The 21,923-nt window shown below is 34.0% G+C and carries 20 protein-coding genes; 17 read left to right on the top strand and 3 right to left on the bottom strand.

The genetic code is table 11. The features are described 5' to 3' along the window. Nucleotides 1-261: 261 nt before the first annotated feature. Nucleotides 262-1,971 (bottom strand): hypothetical protein, encoded by a 1,710-nt coding sequence (locus tag MHB74_RS27765; RefSeq protein ID WP_061679442.1) that lies wholly within the window; start codon nt 1,969-1,971, stop codon nt 262-264. 1,089 nt (nt 1,972-3,060) lie between these two features. On the opposite strand from MHB74_RS27765, the gene MHB74_RS27760 reads away from it, so the two are divergent. The 13 genes from MHB74_RS27760 (at nt 3,061) to MHB74_RS27700 (ending at nt 18,594) form a co-directional block, all read left to right on the top strand. Continuing rightward, nucleotides 3,061-3,540: a CPBP family intramembrane glutamic endopeptidase gene (locus MHB74_RS27760; RefSeq protein WP_000890576.1), complete on the top strand. Its 480-nt coding sequence runs from the start codon at nt 3,061-3,063 to the stop codon at nt 3,538-3,540. A gap of 490 nt (nt 3,541-4,030) precedes the next feature. Continuing rightward, the gene (locus tag MHB74_RS27755) at nt 4,031-5,725 is read left to right on the top strand and encodes a helix-turn-helix domain-containing protein (protein ID WP_048568097.1); all 1,695 of its coding nucleotides are present in this window, start codon (nt 4,031-4,033) and stop codon (nt 5,723-5,725) included. A gap of 39 nt (nt 5,726-5,764) precedes the next feature. Next, nucleotides 5,765-6,613 (top strand): hypothetical protein, encoded by an 849-nt coding sequence (locus MHB74_RS27750; protein WP_048568096.1) that lies wholly within the window; start codon nt 5,765-5,767, stop codon nt 6,611-6,613. A 221-nt stretch (nt 6,614-6,834) separates the two neighbouring features. Beyond that, on the top strand, nt 6,835-7,488 hold the full coding sequence (locus tag MHB74_RS27745) for a hypothetical protein (protein WP_001003375.1): 654 nt from the start codon (nt 6,835-6,837) through the stop codon (nt 7,486-7,488). A gap of 519 nt (nt 7,489-8,007) precedes the next feature. Continuing rightward, entirely contained in the window at nt 8,008-8,421 is a 414-nt protein-coding gene (locus MHB74_RS27740) for a DUF6018 family natural product bioysynthesis protein (RefSeq protein ID WP_000710699.1), read from the top strand. 21 nt (nt 8,422-8,442) lie between these two features. Further along, nucleotides 8,443-8,580: a hypothetical protein gene (locus MHB74_RS27735; RefSeq protein ID WP_000711015.1), complete on the top strand. Its 138-nt coding sequence runs from the start codon at nt 8,443-8,445 to the stop codon at nt 8,578-8,580. A gap of 881 nt (nt 8,581-9,461) precedes the next feature. After that, nucleotides 9,462-11,390, top strand: a complete 1,929-nt coding sequence (gene ltrA / locus MHB74_RS27730; protein WP_000999901.1) for a group II intron reverse transcriptase/maturase — start codon at nt 9,462-9,464, stop codon at nt 11,388-11,390. A gap of 144 nt (nt 11,391-11,534) precedes the next feature. Next, nucleotides 11,535-12,656, top strand: coding sequence for a DUF6094 domain-containing protein (locus MHB74_RS27725; RefSeq protein ID WP_000406895.1), 1,122 nt, complete (start codon nt 11,535-11,537; stop codon nt 12,654-12,656). Nucleotides 12,657-12,671: 15 nt separating this feature from the next. Continuing rightward, nucleotides 12,672-12,899 (top strand): hypothetical protein, encoded by a 228-nt coding sequence (locus MHB74_RS27720; RefSeq protein ID WP_000114818.1) that lies wholly within the window; start codon nt 12,672-12,674, stop codon nt 12,897-12,899. A 71-nt stretch (nt 12,900-12,970) separates the two neighbouring features. Then, nucleotides 12,971-16,267 carry a DEAD/DEAH box helicase gene (locus tag MHB74_RS27715; RefSeq protein WP_000938774.1) on the top strand — a complete coding sequence of 1,099 codons (3,297 nt, stop codon included), beginning with the start codon at nt 12,971-12,973 and terminating at the stop codon, nt 16,265-16,267. Between the two features lie 16 nt (nt 16,268-16,283). Further along, nucleotides 16,284-16,997: a hypothetical protein gene (locus MHB74_RS27710; protein WP_000494457.1), complete on the top strand. Its 714-nt coding sequence runs from the start codon at nt 16,284-16,286 to the stop codon at nt 16,995-16,997. Between the two features lie 332 nt (nt 16,998-17,329). After that, nucleotides 17,330-17,959, top strand: a complete 630-nt coding sequence (locus tag MHB74_RS27705; protein ID WP_000586356.1) for a hypothetical protein — start codon at nt 17,330-17,332, stop codon at nt 17,957-17,959. After that, nucleotides 17,959-18,594 carry a hypothetical protein gene (locus MHB74_RS27700; protein WP_000806908.1) on the top strand — a complete coding sequence of 212 codons (636 nt, stop codon included), beginning with the start codon at nt 17,959-17,961 and terminating at the stop codon, nt 18,592-18,594. The genes MHB74_RS27705 and MHB74_RS27700 overlap by 1 nt, the downstream gene beginning before the upstream one ends. A gap of 50 nt (nt 18,595-18,644) precedes the next feature. Here MHB74_RS27700 and MHB74_RS27695 read toward each other — a convergent pair whose 3' ends face one another. Further along, a complete protein-coding gene (locus MHB74_RS27695) occupies nt 18,645-19,259 on the bottom strand; it encodes a hypothetical protein (protein ID WP_000377937.1) in 615 nt (204 codons plus the stop codon). Next, nucleotides 19,243-19,833, bottom strand: a complete 591-nt coding sequence (locus MHB74_RS27690) for a hypothetical protein (RefSeq protein ID WP_000916415.1) — start codon at nt 19,831-19,833, stop codon at nt 19,243-19,245. Before MHB74_RS27690 ends, MHB74_RS27695 begins: the two co-directional genes overlap by 17 nt. 125 nt (nt 19,834-19,958) lie before the next feature. On the opposite strand from MHB74_RS27690, the gene MHB74_RS27685 reads away from it, so the two are divergent. From MHB74_RS27685 to MHB74_RS27670, 4 genes are all read left to right on the top strand, one after another. After that, nucleotides 19,959-20,342 carry a hypothetical protein gene (locus MHB74_RS27685; protein ID WP_002163370.1) on the top strand — a complete coding sequence of 128 codons (384 nt, stop codon included), beginning with the start codon at nt 19,959-19,961 and terminating at the stop codon, nt 20,340-20,342. Between the two features lie 16 nt (nt 20,343-20,358). Beyond that, nucleotides 20,359-20,997 (top strand): nuclease-related domain-containing protein, encoded by a 639-nt coding sequence (locus tag MHB74_RS27680; protein WP_000865998.1) that lies wholly within the window; start codon nt 20,359-20,361, stop codon nt 20,995-20,997. Between the two features lie 348 nt (nt 20,998-21,345). Next, a complete protein-coding gene (locus tag MHB74_RS27675; RefSeq protein ID WP_000439354.1) occupies nt 21,346-21,666 on the top strand; it encodes a hypothetical protein in 321 nt (106 codons plus the stop codon). 55 nt (nt 21,667-21,721) lie between these two features. Continuing rightward, nucleotides 21,722-21,895: a hypothetical protein gene (locus tag MHB74_RS27670; RefSeq protein ID WP_002163368.1), complete on the top strand. Its 174-nt coding sequence runs from the start codon at nt 21,722-21,724 to the stop codon at nt 21,893-21,895. Nucleotides 21,896-21,923: the final 28 nt, after the last annotated feature.

The following is a 21,923-nucleotide window of genomic DNA, read 5'->3' as shown; positions in this document are numbered from 1 at the left end:
TTTATAATTTTCCTTTTGATTTTTTGTAGGTATTATGGGATAGGTTTTAATACAGTAGAGGAATACACTCTAGTATTATGTGGAGAGTTATGCATTGATAGAATCAAAATTGTATAGAAGTGCATAAAAAAAGACTCCATTTTACATGAAGTTCTTTCGATTTAGTATTTATAAATAGAGTAGTAGGAAGGTGTTACTACTCAAATAAACACGAATAGCCCTCTACTTTTGTTTTTTTCAAAAATAGAGAGCTAGTTGCTATTATTTTATTTTCATTGCGGTTAGCACCTGATCAGGAGTGGTTATTGTTACACCAGCACGTACTAAACGTTCAAAGGTACGCATAAACTCTAGTAAATTAAACTGTTTTGGTAGCTCAATCACACGCAGCTGCTCTTGCGGTAGCTTATCAATTTCTTCAATAAACCATTCACGTACATCACTTGGAATTGTGCGTTCTTTATGGCCGCGTACTTTTAATTTTTCGCGCATTTCAATTTCTAAAGCAATATATGCATGGAGATTCACACCTTGATCATATGCATATTTTCTAAATAACGTTTCTTCCTGATATTTTAAATAATTACGGTGATAAGATTCTTCCGTCACAGGTACCGCAAATTTCTGCTTCAGTAGTGTATGCACATTCTTAAACATCTTCTTAATGTTGTGAAGAGAGTACATAGAATAATGTAAACCGAAATTAAAGACAGCTTGCTCACGGTCACTATTTCTCTCTTTTGGTATATGTTGCGCAATAAGAGGGTAGATACCTTCTTTCGCTGCAGCATCAAGGATTTGATATTGAGATGTTTGATGCAATAGTTTTTTCAATGTATATACAATTTTCGTTGGATATCCTTCTTTTCGATCAATCATGTCACGGAGTCCGCGAATTACACTGCGGATTTGACGATGACAAGTATGCTTTAATACATGAATGAACTTATTCATGTCTGCAGACAGTTCATCGATATTCATCTCCTGTAGAACTGCTTCTATAAACTTTGCCTTGCGAGCATAGGTGGTTTTTGGTGTAAATGGATCCCTGTGTTGCTCTTCTCCAGATTCTTTTGTACATAAAAAGTCTGAATGAATAGATAGATATAAGGTTGTATATCGTTTTGTATGCTTTACCCCTTTTTGCATTTTGCAAATTTTGAATAGGGGATTCCCCGTACATGGTAATGCCGTTGTTAATTCATCGATAACGGAACGGATTTGATGCGGATATTTTTTATGTAAGAAACGATACATCCCACCGAAGTGAGTTTTGTTTCCTCTTTCATCCTGCTTGTCCAATGAACGCTTTAATGTTGTTTCTGTATGTTGTTGCATGGCAATGTCTAAGAATAGTTTCTTAGCCGCTACAGATAGCTTAAAGAAAGCCTTAGTAAATACAACAGGACTAATATATACGTATGGATTTGCTTTTTCTGTTTCCTCATTCATAAAATGAGTCAGCTTGATTGTATATCGGCCATCTACTCCGTTTTCAATGGAGATAATGTTATGTAAGTTTAATTTCTTTAATGCAATATAGAATTGAGAATGTTGGATATAAGCAAATTCTTCTTTATATTGCTTGTAATCTTCCCACATCATATGTATTGTTACATTTGGAATGACACCATTAGTAAAGCATTTCTTATGTAGATATAAGAAAACTTCAAGATCAGCATTCGTAATGCCGTATAATTTATGTTTTCTTCCTGTTTTTTCAGCAAGTGCAGACAATGCGCGACGTGAAAAAGATGGCTTGGCTTTTTCGACAAAACCTTCTTCGTCAGCAATACGTTCTTCGTATGTCATGTGCTGCAGAATATCTTCTAAATATGTATCTTTATAGCTGTAGTACTTATCTTCAAATGCTTCTACAAGTTTTTGCCAAGACTTTAGTGTTACTAACACGGCATTGGTTGTTTTCCCATTTAAGCTACGTTGATTTCGTATTACAAATGATTTCCCCATCTTTTTCACCTCCGTTCTACAAATTCAGAAATATATGCCAAAAGACTATAAAATATACCAATTTTGATTATAGCAAAACGAATTTTGTAAAAATGTGCCCTTTAAGAGAGAATTTTAAAAAAGGCAACACCTTACGAGCCTTAGAGCCACAAGGGATAGAAAAAAAGTTTGATTTTTTTTTTGGTACGCAACTTGGGAAGGAGTGTTGCTTTTTTCTTGTATGATGCTATTTATTGAGAATAGGAGAAATCCTTTAATATCAATACTCTATAGATATTCCAATTGATTTTTGGTACGCAACTTGGGAAAGATGTTGCTTCTTTTTCGCGAAAATGGGTACGCGACTTGGGAAAGGATTTCTGTGAAATATATAGTTTGTTTTAGATTAAATGTTTTAAATCACCTGATATAACAGCATTTGTAGCTGGTTTTATTAGTAGTATAGGTACGCGACTTGGGAAAAATGTTGCTTATTTTTAATGTGAAATTAAATAATTTAAATATTAGGTGTTGCTTGTTGCGAAAAATAAGTACGCAACATGGGAAGAATGTTGCTTGTTTTAGTAAAAGAGTACGTAACATTGGAAAAGCGTTGCTCATTTTATATTAAAAGTACGCAAGATGGGAAAGATGTTGCATGTTTTACAGGAAAGGTACGCAAGATGGGAAAGGCGTTGCATGTTTTATAGGAAAGGTACGCAAGATGGGAAAGGCGTTGCATGTTTTATAGGAAAGGTACACAAGGTGGGAAAGATGTTGCACGTTTTGTAGAAAGGGTATGCAAGATGGGAAAGATGTTGCATGTTTTGCAGGAAAGGTACGCAAGATGGGAAAGGTGTTGCATGTTTTGCAGGAAAAGTACACAAGTTGAGAAAGATGTCGCATGTTTAACTTATAATTAGTGTAAAACGAATTTTGTAAACTTATAAAAATTAAATGTATTGTTGCTATTACAAATACGAAAGGGAAGAAGATAGAGAATTTATTATTTTGTACTATTTATACTAATTTAATTCTATTACCTTATTGTATTAATGAAAATATAATATATAATTTTATGAATATAAAAAGGTGATAGGAGAAAGATATATGCTGGAAAAATTGAATAGATTTATGTTTGATTTACCTATAATTTGGTTTGTATTACTTATGGTATTGGGATCATTTTTACTTGTGATGCCATTAGATTTATTTTTACCGGCAATAAAACAACATCCAATAAAGGAAGAACCCGCTATTATACAGATTTTAGTAGGAGTATTTGCGGCACCTGTATATGAAACAGTAATTTTTCAGGTGTTTTTATTTTGGGTATTAAGTTGTATTTCTCTTATTAAAGATCGTGATTTTCTTATCATTTTAATAGCATCGATTATATTCGGATTAATTCATTCAGATGGTATTACTTATATAGTCGCTACAGCAATAATTGGAGTATTATATAACTATGCTTATTGGGTATATCAAAAAAAGAATGAAAAAGTAGAAGTTACATTATCTGCTTTTTGGATTGTTGTTTTGATTCACTCACTACATAACTCTATTGCTGTTATAGCATCACAGTTATAAATGTTTTAAAGAATACTTTATACTATTAGTAATGGATTTTAAGTTAATAATTAATGGGAATTGAGTTGTTTATAAAAAAAGAGGCATAGAATGTTTTTCTATGCTTCTTTTTTATGTGAACTTATATTTATTTGTTTACTTTTATTCCACCTTAAATAATGAATTTATTTCAAATCTACTGAACCCTCAAAGCAAACCTTTATAAAAAGGTTTGTTAAATATTATTCCCACTACTCATGATCAATTGCATTTTAATTTTCTTTAATAAGTGTTCATAAAAGTTTCCTGCTTCTGGATAGATACCTTTCTCATGGGCACTTCAGTTTACAAAAAGATATTAATTGTTCATCATATTTTCGTTAGCTAAACAATAGGAATATTCATTGGAATGCTCAATAATAATATATCCTATCGAAACTCTAATTAGAATGGTATGAATGATAAGTAGCAATTGATATAATTGTATTAGAAGCAATTAGGAGGATTATTAGTGGAAAAGTTAAAAGTACTATTTCAAAACACCTTATATATAGCATACCCTCTACTAACTGGAGTTGAGGGAAGTGAAAGAGTGTTAAATAAATGGCAACAATTCTATCAAGATGTAGAAAGAGATCTACAGAGGATATACAACTCAACTTATTCGTCACAGACTTTCGAAAGACTAGTGAAATGGGTTTCTAAAAAGGAAGCTTTAGGATTATCGGCGATAGACATTCTTCCAAAATTAGATAATTATAAGGGAGAAATTTTTGAATGTCTAAAAGATGATTTATATATGGAATTTGGGATTAAATTGCCTGTTGTCGCAAAAGAATTACCTTTAGATACAGAGGCTAAGAGTGATTACATAGAGCGAAGTAATGCAGGGTTTATGTACCATTTATCAGACACTATTGCTAAGAATAAGTTTACAGATGACCAAGATAAGAATGTACGTATTGCTCAATTGCAGGATAAACAAAATAGTCTAGTCGTAGTATCGTCACATGACGATGGTGATATGAAGTTACAAAGGGAAGAGTTAAAAAGATGGAATACCTTGATTGACTCTACTTTTTTAACACGAGTAATGGATGATTTGACGGCAGATTGCCTTGATATTGTAACAGAACTGTGGGTAAAGAGTGCGGAAAATGATAAGACTATTGTGCCTGTACATTATGAACAAATATTAGATATGTGTAATATGAAACAAATCAAAAATGGTAAGGCTTATTATCGAAAAGAAGACAGATTAAAGATTATGGAGCGTTTAGCTGCTCTTGCTAGTATTTTTATTTATGTAAATGAAGATAATGAGATCGTGATATTAAATGAAGAGGATCCAAATGAAACCTTGGCTTATAAAAAGCAAAGAATTAGAAGGTTATTTGTAATGGATGAAATTATCATTGCAAAAGATATTGATACGGATAAAACATTGGGAATAGAGAGTATGAACGTTACACCAGGTAGTTTTTTATCGAAATATCTATATGGTTCTGAAAAACTAACAGGTTTATTATCTAAGAAAGCATTGGAGTATAACAGCAAGCAACAAAGATATCACAAACGATTAACCAGATATCTAAGTTGGCGTTGGCGTATTCAACAATCATATCAACATCTAACACATTCATATAGTATTGGTGGTCCTAAAGGGTTATTACAAGTAATGGAAATCAGTATGAATAGAAAACCAAGCCTTACAAGACAAGTTTTTGAAAAGACGTTAGATGATCTTATGAGGGACCAAGTTATTAAGGAATGGAAGTACTCTCCTGAAATTGATGAAGAGAAATGCAAGGGGAAAAACTGGTTTGAGAATTACTGGCTAAAATTAAAAGTAATTATTTCTCCGACAAATGAACTTGTTAAATTACAACAAGAGTTGATTACTAAGAAAAGTAAGCAGCAGTCACCATTAATTATCGAGATTGAAGAAAAGCCACCTGTAATTGAAGAGAAGCCAATAAGTATACCAAATCAAGAAATACCTAATAGTATTGAGTTCTATATTGAAAAAATGAACACGTATAAAGAGAAGAATAATAAAAGTATTCGTGAGCTAGCGAAAGAAATTGATATTTCGTATTCAACGCTTTCAAGGATGCTATCAGGTAAAAGAAAACGATTAAATGATGACACGAAAAATAAACTGGATAAGTGGATAGAGAGACAAGAGGTAATGAACTTATTATAAAAAGCCTATAAATGGGAAGGGATAAAAGGTGCAAAGAAAATGCTAGAAAGTATAAAGGATATAGGAGTTAGCAATTGGATTGGTTTAGTCTCAATTGTGGTAGCGATTTTTATTGGTGTTAAATCAATAAAGTTTGCTAAAGGTGCACTAGAACATAGTCAAAGGTCACTTATTGTTAATGAGAGCTATAAACCGATAATTAATGATATCAATAATTATCGTAATCTAAAACCATTTTCTTCTCAACCTTTGGATTTTAGTGGGATAAAGGCAGTTAAAAATGGATATATATTTGATGCACTTGAGGAAGATTGGAAACAGAAAATAAATAAAATATTAGAAAAAGAAAATAATATAAATAAAATAAAAAAAAGTTTAGATGGAATAGCATCTAATGCTATATGTGAAGTCATTAATAAATATATAGAAAAAACTGATTACGAGGAAGAAGTAGGAAATATAGAATTTAAGATGAATGGTTCAAAACTTTACGATGTATTAATGAGCAATAATTTGTATTATCTACTAGTACGTTCTCATGTAAAACCTGAAATTTATTGTGAGATTTTGGTTGAACATATTGAATATGATCCAGAGGCTGGTGAAATACCTGTTAAACGCTCAGAGTGTTTACTGCCTATTGAAAAAGCTTTTGAAAAATATATGAATATAGGGTTAGATCCTAATAATGAACTCCCACAATTTGATATCGACAATATAGAAAAACAAATAATGCGAGTTATTAACAATAACCCTAAACATATAGTGATGGAGAATGAGCGTACAGAACTTATTAAAATCTTTAATATATTACAAGATGAAATAAATGAGCGAATTAGAGAGTTGATTATTCCAGGTCATAAAAAGAAAAGAAAGACTTCTATATAACAATTATTGAAAAGATATTAATAATTTAAGACAGAATATATAGCCCTTAGTATAAAAAGGAATCTGGTATCTATTAAGATATCAGATTCTTTTTTATGAAGGTATATACGAGTGGATATAAATTCCAATATAAAATATAATTCAAAATATGATGATATATCATCTGCAATAACGCAAGGTTTACCTCTAGAAGGGGAAATTTAAAGTAGGGAGTAATTAAAATGAATGAAAAAACAAAAGAGACTATTTATGCAATGGCTAAGGGGGCTGCAGGTACTGTACCGGTAGCAGGACCGATGCTTTCAGAACTATTTGGAGTTGCATTTGCAGATCCTGCAAGTAAGAGAAGAACTGAAATTTTGGAAGAAATGGATCGTAGGTTACATGCTCTTGAGCAAAAAGGTTTTAATATAAGTGAACTAGCTGATAATCAAGAGTTCTTAACAGTTGCTATGCAAGCATATTCAATAGCTTTAAAAACACATCAAAAGGATAAAAGAGTAGCATTAATGAATTCAATTTCCAATACGCCTAAATTGGGGATAGAAGAAAATGAAAAGTTAATGTTTTTAAATTATATAGACCAATTTAATGAATGGCATTTGAAAATATTATCATTCCTAAATTCTCCAGAATCTTATTTTACAGCTGAAACAAGACCTAGCCTTTTCTCGGGAGGAAAATCTACAATTTTAGTTTCAGCATTCCCCGAATTAGGAGACAGACGTGACTTTTATGACCAAATCGTCAGAGATTTGAAAAATAGAGATTTAATTGCCTATGACACACTTCATAATACAATGAGTGAAACAGGATTGTGGCAATCAGGTACTACAGAGGTTGGAAAAAGATTTTTAGAGTTCATTTCAGAATAATCTAAGCAAAAGTCTATAACTTAGAAGAATCTGTTTTAATTTTTAGAGCGGATTTTTCTAAGTTTATCCGTGAAAGACTGCTTATTTCATAGATTAGCATTATGCTAGATGGTAATCAAATTATACAAAAGGAGAGATTTGATGAGTAAGTTATTTTTAACTTTGAATATAAATTATTATTTCTTTAAATTACTAATAACTTACTTAAGTTATTAAAACTTGTAAAACACCTTGCTACTATAATCCTAATTGTGTAATATATAGGTATATTGTTAGTTTATTTGATTCCGTTTATTCCCACACCTTTTTTTTGTGTTGTGGTTGAGTTGTAGAAGCAAGTTGCGTCTTGTTTCATTTATGAAAGGGCTTCTTTGAGCCGATTAGTGTATATATAGCTTATTTTGCTATGCACATTTTTAATCGACTTGAAGAAGCCCTTTTTGTGTTGTTTTCAAGTTTGCAGGCGGGGTTATTTATGATTCATAAAATAACAAATTAAACAGTAGAGGAGATAATAAAATGAAAAAAGATTGTAGTCACTTACAACCAGTACCAACAGTAGAGGAACATAAAGCACGAATGGAAAAAAATCAGAAATCATATGCTGCACCAGCAATGTCATCTGAATCAAGAGCAAGAGTGAATCAAATGAGAGGATGTTTTGAAGCTGAAATTATATTACCAGATGGGAAATTTCAATACTTTAAACCAGATACTCTTAATGAAAAGGTTGCTATTCAAGAAATCGCTTTATATATTGAAGGCATACAAGAAGCAAAAGAAGGCTATGTAATCTTATGGCGCTTTGTCGGGCAACAAAGTTTTTACCATGGTACAAAGATCGTAGCTGAACCGAAGATTCGTTCAATCCTACGTAAATTGAAAGATTATTTTTTTGATTACGAAGAAGTTGTATACGAACCTGAAAAATAAGAGAGATAGAGGGAAATGTAAATGAAAAAAGATAACACTTGGACAGAATTAGATAATCCAAAAGAGCAGGAAACAAGAAAGCCATCCCAAGAGCCGGATGATATATTTGCTGGTATGGATGAGTTACCGGAGATTACAGATGAAGAACTACCATTTTAATAAGGTCGAGGTAGTTTATAGAGGGTAAAAGGAAGAACTAAGTGATGTATTTACTTGGATCTTCCTTTTTTTAATGTAAAAAAGAACTTGGAGGGAACGATTATGCGGTGCGAGACGTTCTCGAGTAAGTAATGCGGGAGCATAGGCGACAACGAGGACTATTCTTAATTGTAGAAACATCGAAAACAATAAAGAGTAGGATAACTGTTCAGGCGAGTGAGAGGAATGAAGGAGTAACGCCCCGAAACTCTCCCAGTGAGATTCCCAACTGCATACACTCGGCAGAGTGAGATGTTGGAAGCAGGGTAAAACATGCGGTTACGGTTCGTAGTGTCTATATGGATAACCGAAAGCCAGCAGGAATAATAAACCGGCTGGAACTAACTAAGTACCGTATGCTGTCAACCGACAAGGTGAGAATGTGTAAACACTGACGAACTTGCGAATGTACACCTCGATAGGTTTACGGGTCAGAAATGATTCGGAGTCTGAAAATAAGACTTGTCTAATGGATTGGAAACATCGCATAGTGACCAATCCTAACGTTGTTACAGGCAACGGAGCTAGACACGGGGTAAAGCAAGCACCTAAATCGGAGATTGAAAGATCTTTAAAACAACGATAGTCTGAACGGAACGTCGAAAGCCACTAACGTTGGGTCTATGACTCTATCGGCGGATATAGTTGAATACGAAACGGGTAACCGAGGGAAGTATTCTTAATAGTGGTGAGAGTAGTGGCACGACCGTTGAAGATTCTGTAATGGAATTGGAGGAACAGCCATAAGCCTATTTGTAGGAACTGAAATTTCATCTAATCTTGCATGGATTCTGGTAAGACTCAAAAGGTCACCAAATCAATATGAGAGTAGGTGATAGACCATGAATGATAGAACTAAGTCCACGCCAAAGAATAAGAAACTAAGACACAACGAATACTACGGTATCCAAACTTTCTTAGATAACTTATACCAGAAGGCAACAAAGAAAAATTCTTTTAAAAATTTAATGCCTATCATTATATCAGATGAAAATATACTCCTCGCGTTTCGTAATATTAAAGGAAACAAAGGGAGTAAAACAGCAGCTTGTGACAATGTAAACATTAAGGATATTGAGAGAATGGAACAAAGCTATTTCTTGAACGAAGTAAAAAGACGCTTTCAAAACTACCAACCGCAGAAAGTAAGGCGCAAGGAAATACCGAAACCCAATGGGAAAACCAGACCTCTGGGAATACCAAGTATGTGGGATAGGATTATCCAACAATGCATCTTACAAGTAATGGAGCCTATCTGTGAAGCACACTTCTGTAACCGAAGTCATGGATTTCGCCCAAACAGAAGTGCTGAAAATGCTATAGCAGACGCAACAAAACGGGTAAATCAGCAAAACCTTACATATGTGGTGGATATAGACATTCAGGGATTCTTTGACGAAGTAAGTCACGTCAAACTCATGCGCCAACTATGGACACTGGGTATTCGTGACAAACAACTACTAGTCATTATCCGGAAAATATTGAAAGCGCCAGTGCAACTGCCTAACGGCAAAACGATATTTCCGACCAAAGGTACCCCGCAAGGTGGTATCCTTAGTCCACTACTCGCCAATGTTAACCTTAACGAATTTGACTGGTGGATTAGTAATCAATGGGAAACTTTCAAAGCCAAGAAGGTAAAGCCGAGATTGAAAGATGGGATTTGGAGTAATGACACTGTAACATATTGTCTATCCAAAACATCCAAGATGAAACCAATGTATATCGTAAGATACGCAGATGATTTTAAAATCTTTACAAATACACGTAGGAATGCGGAGAAAATTTTCGAAGCAACTCAAATGTGGTTAGAAGAACGTCTAAAACTGCCTATCTCAACCGAAAAGTCTAAAGTAACCAATCTGAAAAAGCAACAGAGTGAATTCTTAGGTTTCACTCTTAAGGCTGTAAAGAAAGGTAAGAAGAACGGTAACACACGATACATTGCAGTAACACACATCTCTCCAAAAGCACTGGAAAAAACAAAACAAGATTTAGCAAAACAAGTGAAAAGGATACAGAGAACCCCAAACTCTAATGAAACAATTAAGAGAATCAGTATATACAACAGCATGGTCATTGGTAAGCACAACTATTATAAAATAGCAACGCATGCTTCCCTGGATTTCAGTAAAATGAACCATAGTCTTGGTCACATGATGTATAACAGATTCCCAAAGTCAAAAATTAGAGGAAAAAGCAACACAAACGGATACACGAATATAGGGAAATATAAAGGGAAAGACAGAGGTATTAAACCATACCTAAAGTCAAAAGCGATGAGATTTCTCATGAAATGTCCTATTTTACCAATCTCCTATATTCAACACAAAAAACCGATGATGAAAAAGCAATCTATTAACAGATACACCGCAGAAGGACGAGCCCTTATACACAAAAACTTGGCAGAAATAACCGAAGCGGAACTGAAATGGTTAAGAGAAAACCCAGTTATAAATGAACGGGCAACCATAGAATACAATGATAATCGAATTTCTCTTTATATTGCACAAAAAGGAAGATGCAGTGTAACAGGTGAGAAACTCTCGCCTTGGGACATCCACTGTCACCATAAGCGATTATGGAGTGAAACAAGGGATGACAGCTACAAAAATCTTACCATCATCAAGCCAAGTGTCCATACACTAATACACGCGACCAATATAGAAACCATAAACCAATTCCTCAATAAATTAAAACTCAACGAGGAACAGTTAGGCAAACTTAATAAATTGCGGAAATTAGTCAAAAATGAGGAAATCTGTATGTAATCACAAAATGAAGTGGATATGGAACATGAACAACTAGCGTTGTTTGCTTAGAGCTTATCATTATTAGATGAAAAGAAAACTACAATATAGGTGGACCGCGGTATGCCGTGAAAGTGGCACGTACCGTGCGGATCGGGGGAAAAGTTGGAGATAACCTCAAAGACTTACCTATCGACAATTTTAGGAAATGATTTAGCGGCGGGATTTTATCCAACACCACTAACAGAAGGGAATCATTTAATACAGTTATTACAAATGGAATCAGAGCGAGCTTATGCTTGCTTTGATCCATGTTGTGGAGAAGGTACAATTTTACGAAGTTTTGCAGATGCGGTGAAACAAGTTGGTATACAACTTGATACATATGGTGTGGAATTAGATGCAAATCGATATAACAAAGCAAAAGAGCAATTAGACGTAGTAATACGCTCTAGCTTTGAAAGTATGATGATTAGTCATGACTATTTTCCACTTATCTTTTTAAACCCACCGTATAATACAGAGCTTCGGACAGAAAAAAAGAAATCAGAGAAAATGGAGTTTAACTTCTTAAAGCGTGCACACCATTATTTACAAGACGGTGGCATTATGGTGTATGTCATTCCATACGATCGTTTTGCTCGAGATGAAATTAGCTACTTTTTAGCTAAGAATTACGAGGAAATCGGGTTAATGCGTTTTGGTGATGAAAATGAAGAATTTGAGCAATTTAAACAATGTGTCTTTATTGGCCGTAAGCGTGCAGCTACGAAAAATGATACATATTTTAACGATCGATTCGCTAATTTTTGTGAGAATATGTCAGAACTAGATTTTGTTAGAGAACATGTAAATACATTAGCGCAAATGGTGAATCGTAAAAGTTGGACTATACCTACATTACGAAATCAAAATAAATTAATTTTCACATCTCGCGTAGATTATAAAGATGCTTATGAAGGTGTAGGTAAATCAGAGGGGATCTTAACATTAAAGAAACGCTTAAATAGAGGAAATGGTTACTCACTTCAAGCTGAGAAAACAGCTGCAGAGAGAGCAAAGATGCCAATTGCTTCTGGACAATTAGGACTATTGCTGATAACGGGTGTGGCAGATGGATTGCTTGGTGAAGGTGATACACTCCATGCTGTTCGTGGTTCTGAAAATGTGTTTTTTGAAACTTCATTCGAGAAACTGGAAACAACAACGAAAGAAGTTGTATTACAAAAACGCCGCGCGAAATTTATCATCGCAACACCAACTGGTGAAGTCAAAGAACTTGTCTAGGAAAGGAAGAGAGATATGTCTGTACTGTTAGGGATAGGAGCACTATACATTGTATGGGAGTTTAGCAATCGTATATTTCGTATTGCTATTGTACTTACAGTTATTTGTTTATGTGCTTCTCAATTAGGTGCAGGTACATCTTTGGAAGTATTAGAGCAATTCTCTGTTTTTCAAGGTGCCAGTGATATGCTCCATGCGGCTGAACAATCATTACCAGAGTGGAAACAGTTTATAGATTTTTAACCAATAAATTGAATGAGTAGGACATGAAACGTATCGAATAAGATGCGTTTTTTATTTTAGGAGGGAAACTTATGTTACAAGAAATAATTCAACAAGATACATTTGACCAGGAACAAACACCAGCGATGTTGCAATTGGAGACAGGCACTGCTTCACATTCAGCTTTCTGCTTTGCTATGGCAGTTAATCATAACAACCAAATGCAATTTGCAGTGTTAGGTGCGAATGACAGTACATTAAAGTCATTCAGAGCAGCCATATCAATGGGTACTAGTCGTTTGTATTTTGGAGAGGGGCAAAAAGAAGAATTACATTATGTATTAGGCAAAAAAATGAATGTAAATTCGAAAGGGCAATTTGAGTTTATAAATACACAAACAGTAAATAGAAAAAAGGCAATTATTGCGTTTTCTAAAGAATTAGAAGAAAAGTATATTGTGGCAATTGATGAAGCACCAGAAATGCAAGTAAGAGATTTCTTAATGGCTCCTCCATATGGTCTCCCAATTTTAGAAGAATGGGCGAAACCAATTTATGAAGAGATGTTAACAAGAAATTTGTTACAACCATTAAATGTGTATTTTGATAGAAATGAATTTACTTCTCTATCTATTGCGCAGGTAGCGTTAAAAGAGGAGGATTGTAAAGAGTTTTTATCAGAAATGATACGTACTGGAAAATGTCAATTCCCGCAAGAGGGTACAGGTGAAAAGATCAATGAAATTAATGATTTAAATGAATATCTATTGGAATATTCGCCTGTCATGCTTGATAAAGTAACAAAATTAGATGAGCCTTTACATCAACCGATGAAAGAACAGGCATTATCTCATTTTGATACATACCAAAGACCATTATTCCCTGTACAGGCACATGTAGCAACAGGTGCAGCAAAAGCATTACAAGTACAAAAAGGGATCATTATACAGGGGGAAATGTCGAGCGGAAAAAGTGCAATTATGACAGCGACAGTAGATGGATATTTCCATTTGACAGGACAAAAAGGATATCGTACCTGCGTATTTGTGCCACCGACTCTAACTGAGAAGTGGGCAAAAGAAGAAATACGACACTTAATACCAGACGCAGATGTACATCTGATTAAACGTACAGAGGATTTAATTCGCATTCATCAATCTTGGATCCAGGCAGGAAGACCAAAACCAGAAAAGCCAACCTTCTTTGTCATTAGTTTTACTACAATGCGAGGGGATTCTATTAAACAGATGCCATTACCTTATAAGCAAATTGCACTTTCCAAGAAATCGGAGGAAGAGGTGCAAAGATATTATAAGAATGGATACTATTGTCCAGATTGTGGTGCTAAGTTACGTAAAAAAACGTCTTCTATTATAGTTCAACAAGCTAATGGTGAACAGAAAGAAGTCTGCCAGTATAAAGATTTTACAGCAAGTGACTTAGATTCGAAAACAAATAAAAATAGTGTATGTGCTGATTGTAATTCAAACATTTGGAGTCCAAAAGTAAAAACGAAATATGCGAGTTTTAAAGATTGGACCAAATATGAAAATAAATTAGTACAAGCAATAAAAGAGGGAAATAAACCGCTGCAAAAACAACTAGAGCTAGAGAATCGTGTGAAGCCATATGATGCGAAACAATCAGGAAGAGCATATCGAAAGGTAGCTACTGTTGAGTATATTCGTAGAAAAATGAAACACTTCTTTGATGCTCTTATCGTTGATGAAGTTCACGAATTAAAGAGTGAAACAGCACAAGGAACTGCTTTAGGAAGTTTAGCAAGGGTTTGTAAGAAAGTCGTAGCTGGAACAGGTACATTATTTGGTGGGCGCGCAAGCGACGTATTCTATACGTTATGGCGTCTGTTCCCTCAAAAAATGGTGAAAAGTGGGTTTGAATATAGTTCTTTAATGGAATGGAATGAAACCTACGGAAATATCGAGAGAACATATTACCATGATGGTGAGGTCACATCTAATATAGCTTCACGTGGAGCACAAGGTAATTTAGATAAAACCAAGGTCGTACCTGGTATTTCACCTTATGTGTTTACCCAATTTTTAATGGATACAACCATTAATGTGCGCTTAAAAGATGTGTGGCCAAATCCTGTGGAGTTAATTAATGTACCTACGATTCTTGTCGATATGTCGGAAGAACAAAAACAGGCTTATGAGCATATGAAAGAATCTTTTGAGAAGGCGATTGAAGGGGCGAAAGGTACACCAGATGTTGGGAAACTATGGCTCTCTTATATTCGTACAGGAAATTCGTATCCAGACAATATGAATCACTACCCAAACTATCACTTAGATAATGCGGAAAGAGAATTAGTTTGGTCCAACGAAGAATTCAGATTTGATGAGGATTGTATACAGCCGAAGGAGAAGAAGCTGCAAGAAATATTGCATACTGAAATCTCTGAAGGCCGTCCAACCATCATTTATGTATCTGATACAGGATCTACAGTGAAAGAACGAGACATTCAGCCTCGTTTACAAAAGGTTGCAGAGCAAGTGCCTGGGGCAAAAGTAGCTATACTTCGTACGAATACAGTTACTCCGCCAAAGCGCAGTGCATGGTTAAAAGAGCAAGTAAATAGCGGTGTGAATGTTATCATCTGTTCACAAGAATTAGTTAAGGTAGGATTGGACTTGCTGGCGACGCCAACATTAATTTTCTACCAATTATCATTCAGCTTATTTACATTAAATCAGGCTGCAAGAAGACATTGGCGCATTGGTCAAACAAAGCAATGCAGAACTTTCTATCTTGGATATCGAGAAACATTCCAAGAACAGATGGCGCAATTAATTGCCCAAAAGAATAAAGCTGCTGAAGCAATGAATGGTGATGCAACAAGTGATGGACTGAATGCAATGCTTGGTGATACAGGAGATCTTCAGACGTTATTAATCCAAAATATTAAAAGCGGGAATCAATTAAAAGGTTCAACAGAAGAGTGGACACAGGCAGCATCGGAAGAATCTAAGCGAGTACTTGCAAATATCGGTAAAGTAATTACACCAGTGTTTGAATCAATTGAGATCCAATTTACAAACTGGGTGAAAACATTACCGAGTACATTTGACGTATCGTATATGGAAGATGCGAAATTTGTGCAAAAAGCCGTTGAATATATCCAAGAAGAAAAAGTTCCTGGCGTTGTAGTAAAGCAACGTAAACTTGAAATTGACGGGAATGTAGAAGATATCATACGTACTTTAACAACATTGAATGCCGATAAGCGTATGCTTGTACAAAAACAAGACATTACACTCTGGGATGAATTGATTGTGGAAGTAGATGGTTCTCAAAAGAAAGGAAAAGGAAAACAAAAAAATAAAGTAATTGAAGGACAATTTGAGTTTGATTTATTTGGTTAAACGAGAGGGGAAAGTCATGTTTACGAAACTTCTTATCGCACTAATTTGCTATATGGTTTATGTAGTTTGCAAAACCAAAAGAAACATGTTGATAGAAGAGAAGAAAAAAGAAAAAGGGCCAGAACCGGTGGAACGACCTGTTTATTGGTGTCCGAGAGAAAATAGACCTATTGGTAGGGAACAAGAACGTGTTACTGTTCCAACGAAAGAGATTACCTTAGAAAAGGATGTAGCCAATATATACGATTTAGTTGCTACATCTATTCGAATAAATGTAGGCGAAGAAGAAAAAGCGTTTGAGCAGGACAAGGAAGTTGCAAAAGAAGTGGAGTATGCTGAAGAATTTCATCATACTCCTGCTTCTGAAGCAGAATATGGAATTCCTTTTCCGAGCGATGAGGATATACCAGAGGAAGTATTTAAATATGAGGAGACGTTTTCGGAACTAAAACAGTTGCCAATCCCACTAGAAACAGAACAGAATCTACCTTTTCCACAAGGAGTATCAGAGGTAGAAGATATGAATCGGGTTGGGTGGACTGCAAAAGTAATAAGACGAGAACAAGGACTGACACGCGTACTGAATATGTCGGATAACAAGCGTTATTGGATTCATACAGAGGGAGAAATCTTACCAGAAAATCAACCGTTGTATTTAGAATTACAAATTGATTCACCGTATTCTTATACATTAGTTGAATGGAGTGATAGACAACTAGGGAATATATAAATTAATTTCCTAGTTGTATTTTTATAGACAGATAGTATGAATGCAGCATTTTTCCACTCATTTGTACAAGGATAAAACATTTTTTTATTTTTGTACAAATGAGTGGGACAGAATGATTCACCATATAAGAATATTCGACTATAATGAGACATTGTACGTCATTGTAATATTAAAATGTTTAAGATTAAGTGATTATAATCTTAAAACAGGAGAACTGAGAACTCTCCGCAATATTACAATGCTTAAAATAGATTAAATCCAAACATGAGGATTATATGAAGTAAAAAATATTTATGAGTTAAAAAAATAACAATTTTGAAAGGTGAATGTAAATGATTATTAATTCCCTAAGTAACAATGTAGTAGAAAAATTAGAACAAACGGTGCGCTATGAAAAGAAACAAGTTCAGGTATTACGTGTAAGTAAAAGTAGCTCAAATGTACATGCTTATATGATTTTTCCGGAATTCTCAGAGGTTAAAATTTCAAATACCGAACTGGATGAATATATAGAAAACCTGTCAACAAGCGTGAAGTATGTCATTGATCGTAAGTTGAGTCAACAAGAAATCGAAAAGCAAAATCATTCTTTCATTATGACGTGTGAAGTTGAGGAAGATGGTGTGATAGATGATGAAACTCTTCATTTTAATACGACTTATGTTAAACCACCAACAATTGCAAATAAAGTATTTAAATTAGTATGTGGATTAGGAAATCGTCTAGATAGCCTAAAAGAGTTACATATCACAGTACTAAATAATAATATTAATCGAATTGAAATTGAATTTTACAATGAAAATGAAACATACATTGCAGTAGAGAAGGAAGAAATTGCGAATGCTATTATGGGAGCATATACGAAAGCAAATATCTATTATGCAGCAGATCTTTATTATGTTGCGGAAGGAAATCAAATCAAATTAAAAAGCGTTAAACCGAAATTAGCGGGTGATGTGTGATGAAACAAGAAAAAGGGATGATTGGAGTCCTATGTACGCTTATTTTAATGATTTTACTACTTATACCCTTACAAGCGGCTCAAGCTTCTGTAAAACCAAGTTTTAATGAAGGAAAAGGGAGCGAACTTTCGTCGTCCTTTCAAAAGGGATTAAACAATCGAGCAAAAGCAACAGAGAAAGATGATTCATTTGGCTCATCAATCATACAAAAGATTGAAGGTATGTATGCACCGGCTTTTAAAGTAGGAGTAAATATCTTTTCTATTTCATTCGTATTAGGCGTTATTGTCATGGTTATGGCATTAATTACAAAGAATGGTCAATGGATGAAGTGGGCGACTGGGAGTATGATTTTCTCATTTATTAGCATGATGTCCATGAGACTAAGTGTGTACTTCTTATTTAGTTCCGATGTATTTTCGTTTATGAACATCTTTACGGATTTTTTAGACCTGTTTAAAGCAACAGCACTTATTTTCACACCATTTATGTTAATTGCAGGTATTCGTTTAAGAAAGATTCATGAAAGTACGAAACAGCCTGAGTATTATCGTTGGTCTAACCGTGTCATAACAGGATCTTGTTTGCTGTGTATGTTAGCCGTACTCGCTCCATGGCTATTTGCTAATATGTAAAGAACCATATATAAAGATGGAAAAGGTACTGAATCTAAATTCAGTACCTTTTATCTACCCATTAGGTTACTTCTTTCATATTCCGCAAATGTTTCCTTAGTTATAGGAGATAATATGCCACTTAGATACACTGCTCTATATAAAAAATATTGTTCATCTTTAGTTTGAATGGTAAGAGTTCCGTGTTCCTCATTATAGGGAATAATTCGATCAATTTTTAGTTGTTTTTTGTCGCAAATGATTTCTTGTATTGTATAGAGATTATGTATTGTCAATCTTTCGATATACAGACAACTACGCTCTAACAGATAGAAAGTGAGTGCCATTTGTAGAATGAACACAACTTGTAGTAGAGCTGGTATGCCTGCAAAACTGACAAGGAAAATGGAAACTAAAATAATATTTAACTCGGAAAACCATTTCTCGTATTGTTTCATAGAAAGAATACTTGTCTTTGTTTGAAAGACTAGGAACCTCGTTATAAGGAACAGAATTGTAAATATCCCTTCATAACTAAGCAAAATATGCCACTCCGAATTAGAAAGTTCCATGGCTAAATATATGATGCTGGTTGAAATAAGAATTGGTACGAGGTGTACCAGGGTAAATACTATTGTATGTTCTAACATTCTTTTCTTATAGATGTGATTAGTCATTGAATCCAAGTTTTCTAACTCCTTCTGCAATTTTCATGATGACACCGCCAATAAGTAGATGGTATTCGCCTATGCCCTTTTCGTTCACATACCAGCACATATAGTGTCTGATGCCTTCTTTTGCTCCGTGATCATGTAAAGGGAAAGGAGAAGCATATTTTTCTGGGCAGTTATTATTAAAAGGAACTTGTTCTGCAAGAGTAAAGCGTTTTTTTGAGTCATTTACAATCCAACAACCAAAATCTATTGTTCCATACCACATTGCATCTTTATGAATCGGATCAATAGAAGGTTGTGCTGGATAATTTTCAGCTAACATTTGCGCTTTTTCTTCACGAAGTCGTTGATGTATATGTGAATTCAATGGATCTTCCGTTCCAATTTCATAGGTTTCTTCAAAGTTCCCACATTCATAAGGGATAAGGGGATTATTTGAATCAGCTGCTAATTGTAGACTGCAAGAATCTGATTTTGAAAGATAATATACGCAGTCTTTGCAGGTGAAAAAGTTAGAAAAAGCTGAATCTGTTTTTGGTTCTGGTTCTGTTTCTGTTACGGTATTATCTACTACAAGTTTTAACATATCTATCACAATCCTTTATAGGCTATTTCAAAATTTAATATAGACGTATCATATCATGCTTATTTTTAAATGTAAATATTTTCCATTTAAAAATACCCTAATTTATTTTGAAAGGAATGTTTGTTTTGAGAAGAAATCGGGAATATATTGCTTTGCGAAATTCTATTTTAATAGGTTGGCTGCTTACAATTATCGTTATAAGTCTATCTATCTATTTTTCATCTATCGTATATTTACTAATTGGATGTTTCATTTTATCGCTAAAATACGGATTAACGGGCACTGTAAAGAATGTGGAAAAGCGTTTGCCTACCTGGGCAAATTTTGGGGTTATTGAAAAACCAGTAAATCGAAGAGTGACAAGACCGTTTCCGTTTAGGGGCGGGCTCCTTCTTTCATTAGCCTTAGGATTTGTAGAGATGGTGATAAAGGGCTTATGTATCTCATATTTTATTTTAGGATTAGAAACGTATATCTATCGTCTAATGCGCAAAAACGTAAGAGTGTGAAAAGGAGGATTTTACAATGAAAGTATTGATATTCGAATTAATTCTCATTGCAATTCTAATTCCATTGAATATTGTTGTGAAAAAACATGTACCAAAATGGAAAGCGAAAGTTGGAGAAAAATTAGTGAAGCGTACATTGAGCAAATTGGATTCAGAAAAGTATTGCGTGTTACATGATGTTACGATTCATACTGAGTATGGTGATACAACGCAAATTGACCATATTGTTATCGCGGAAACCGGTGTATTTGTTATAGAGACGAAAAACTACGAAGGTTGGATCTGTGGAAATGAGAAATCTGCAAGGTGGACACAGAGTATTTTTAGAAAGAAATCTTCTTTTCAAAATCCATTTCGACAAAATTATAAACATATAAAAGCTATTGAATGGGTAATGGAACAACAACTGCCGACCATCTCTATTGCAGCGTTCCATCCAAAATGCAGTCTAAAAAGAGTAAATGTTCAATCTAATGATAAACATGTCCTGTATTATAACGAACTACAAAAATGTATTGAATTATATACTGAAGCGCAACTAACAAATGATGAGGTCCAGCACATCTACCAAACAATATTGCGAGCGAACATTATGGATAAGGATATTGAAAAGAAACATGTGAAATATTTACATAATAAGTTCGCTAAACAATAAGAAATGGGGAAAGAGAGACATGTTATATGTAATAGGGTTCATAGTAATCTCCATAGTATCTATTCGTCTTAACATGAAGTATTATAAGCTAAAAGGAAACCAAAAAGATTTTGAGATGAAAAAGAATGATTAAAAATATATTTTAGAAATAAAGGGTGTATTTTGAGATGTCTGATGGAGTAAATATTATCTGTGATTATATAAATTAAATTGAGTAAGAATATAAAAAGTGTTATAATTAATGTAAGTTAATATATTGATATTACGTTGCAAAAGGACACACCTACGCAGACCACTGCCATAGGTGTGTCCTTTTTTAATGAAATATTAAATAAGGAGGGAGATACGGTGGAAAGATTTAATATTATGCTTAATGGTTGTCTCTTTCTGATCGTGTTTTTGGTTTTAATAATTACAATATATCATTTTACCTTATTTATAGTAAAAAGGAATATGAATAAGATGAAAAAAGAAATTAAAGTTGAAGTAACAAAAGACTCCTATATTTATAATAATAAAGGTGAAGTTATACAGGGTTTAAAAGAAGGTGAGCAATTTGTTGTAAAGTTGAATAATGATACATGGAAGTTCATTTGTGGTGAGATAGTAGTAGCGGAATATAATTACTTTGGAAAAATAAAGATGCATGATGGATTTAAATTAATTTAGGGGAAATTGTTAATTGGTTTTAAATTTGAAATTTGTAGAAAAGGAGCGAATCAAAATGAAAAAAATCAAAAAACGTCAAAATAATTCTCTTGTTCTCGGGAAACCCGGGAAAGGTACAAAGGTCCATTTTTTTGAAGAAAGTAACTTTAAACCGGAGCTTGCACCAAAAGGAGCTAATTTAAAACATATTCAAATTAACGGTAATAATATAGTAGTTATGTCCTATTAAAAATCCGATAATATTCCAATCACCCTGA

The organism is Bacillus sp. FSL K6-0069 (assembly GCF_038007785.1).
Classification (GTDB): Bacteria; Bacillota; Bacilli; order Bacillales; family Bacillaceae_G; genus Bacillus_A; species Bacillus_A mobilis.
The sequence above is the reverse complement of the archived record's forward strand: the minus strand, read 5'-3'. Positions and strand labels throughout refer to the sequence as shown.

Bases quoted from the DNA above. Each gene is read 5' to 3' on its own strand.
- MHB74_RS27740 (WP_000710699.1), top strand. From the start codon at position 8,008: ATGAAAAAAGATTGTAGTCACTTACAACCAGTACCAACAGTAGAGGAA.
- MHB74_RS27715 (WP_000938774.1), top strand. From the start codon at position 12,971: ATGTTACAAGAAATAATTCAACAAGATACATTTGACCAGGAACAAACA.
- MHB74_RS27710 (WP_000494457.1), top strand. From the start codon at position 16,284: ATGTTTACGAAACTTCTTATCGCACTAATTTGCTATATGGTTTATGTA.
- MHB74_RS27700 (WP_000806908.1), top strand. From the start codon at position 17,959: ATGAAACAAGAAAAAGGGATGATTGGAGTCCTATGTACGCTTATTTTA.
- ltrA (WP_000999901.1), top strand. From the start codon at position 9,462: ATGAATGATAGAACTAAGTCCACGCCAAAGAATAAGAAACTAAGACAC.
- MHB74_RS27670 (WP_002163368.1), top strand. From the start codon at position 21,722: ATGAAAAAAATCAAAAAACGTCAAAATAATTCTCTTGTTCTCGGGAAA.
- MHB74_RS27745 (WP_001003375.1), top strand. From the start codon at position 6,835: ATGAATGAAAAAACAAAAGAGACTATTTATGCAATGGCTAAGGGGGCT.
- MHB74_RS27760 (WP_000890576.1), top strand. From the start codon at position 3,061: ATGCTGGAAAAATTGAATAGATTTATGTTTGATTTACCTATAATTTGG.
- MHB74_RS27690 (WP_000916415.1), bottom strand. From the start codon at position 19,833: ATGTTAAAACTTGTAGTAGATAATACCGTAACAGAAACAGAACCAGAA.
- MHB74_RS27705 (WP_000586356.1), top strand. From the start codon at position 17,330: ATGATTATTAATTCCCTAAGTAACAATGTAGTAGAAAAATTAGAACAA.
- MHB74_RS27720 (WP_000114818.1), top strand. From the start codon at position 12,672: ATGTCTGTACTGTTAGGGATAGGAGCACTATACATTGTATGGGAGTTT.
- MHB74_RS27735 (WP_000711015.1), top strand. From the start codon at position 8,443: ATGAAAAAAGATAACACTTGGACAGAATTAGATAATCCAAAAGAGCAG.
- MHB74_RS27750 (WP_048568096.1), top strand. From the start codon at position 5,765: ATGCTAGAAAGTATAAAGGATATAGGAGTTAGCAATTGGATTGGTTTA.
- MHB74_RS27680 (WP_000865998.1), top strand. From the start codon at position 20,359: ATGAAAGTATTGATATTCGAATTAATTCTCATTGCAATTCTAATTCCA.
- MHB74_RS27765 (WP_061679442.1), bottom strand. From the start codon at position 1,971: ATGGGGAAATCATTTGTAATACGAAATCAACGTAGCTTAAATGGGAAA.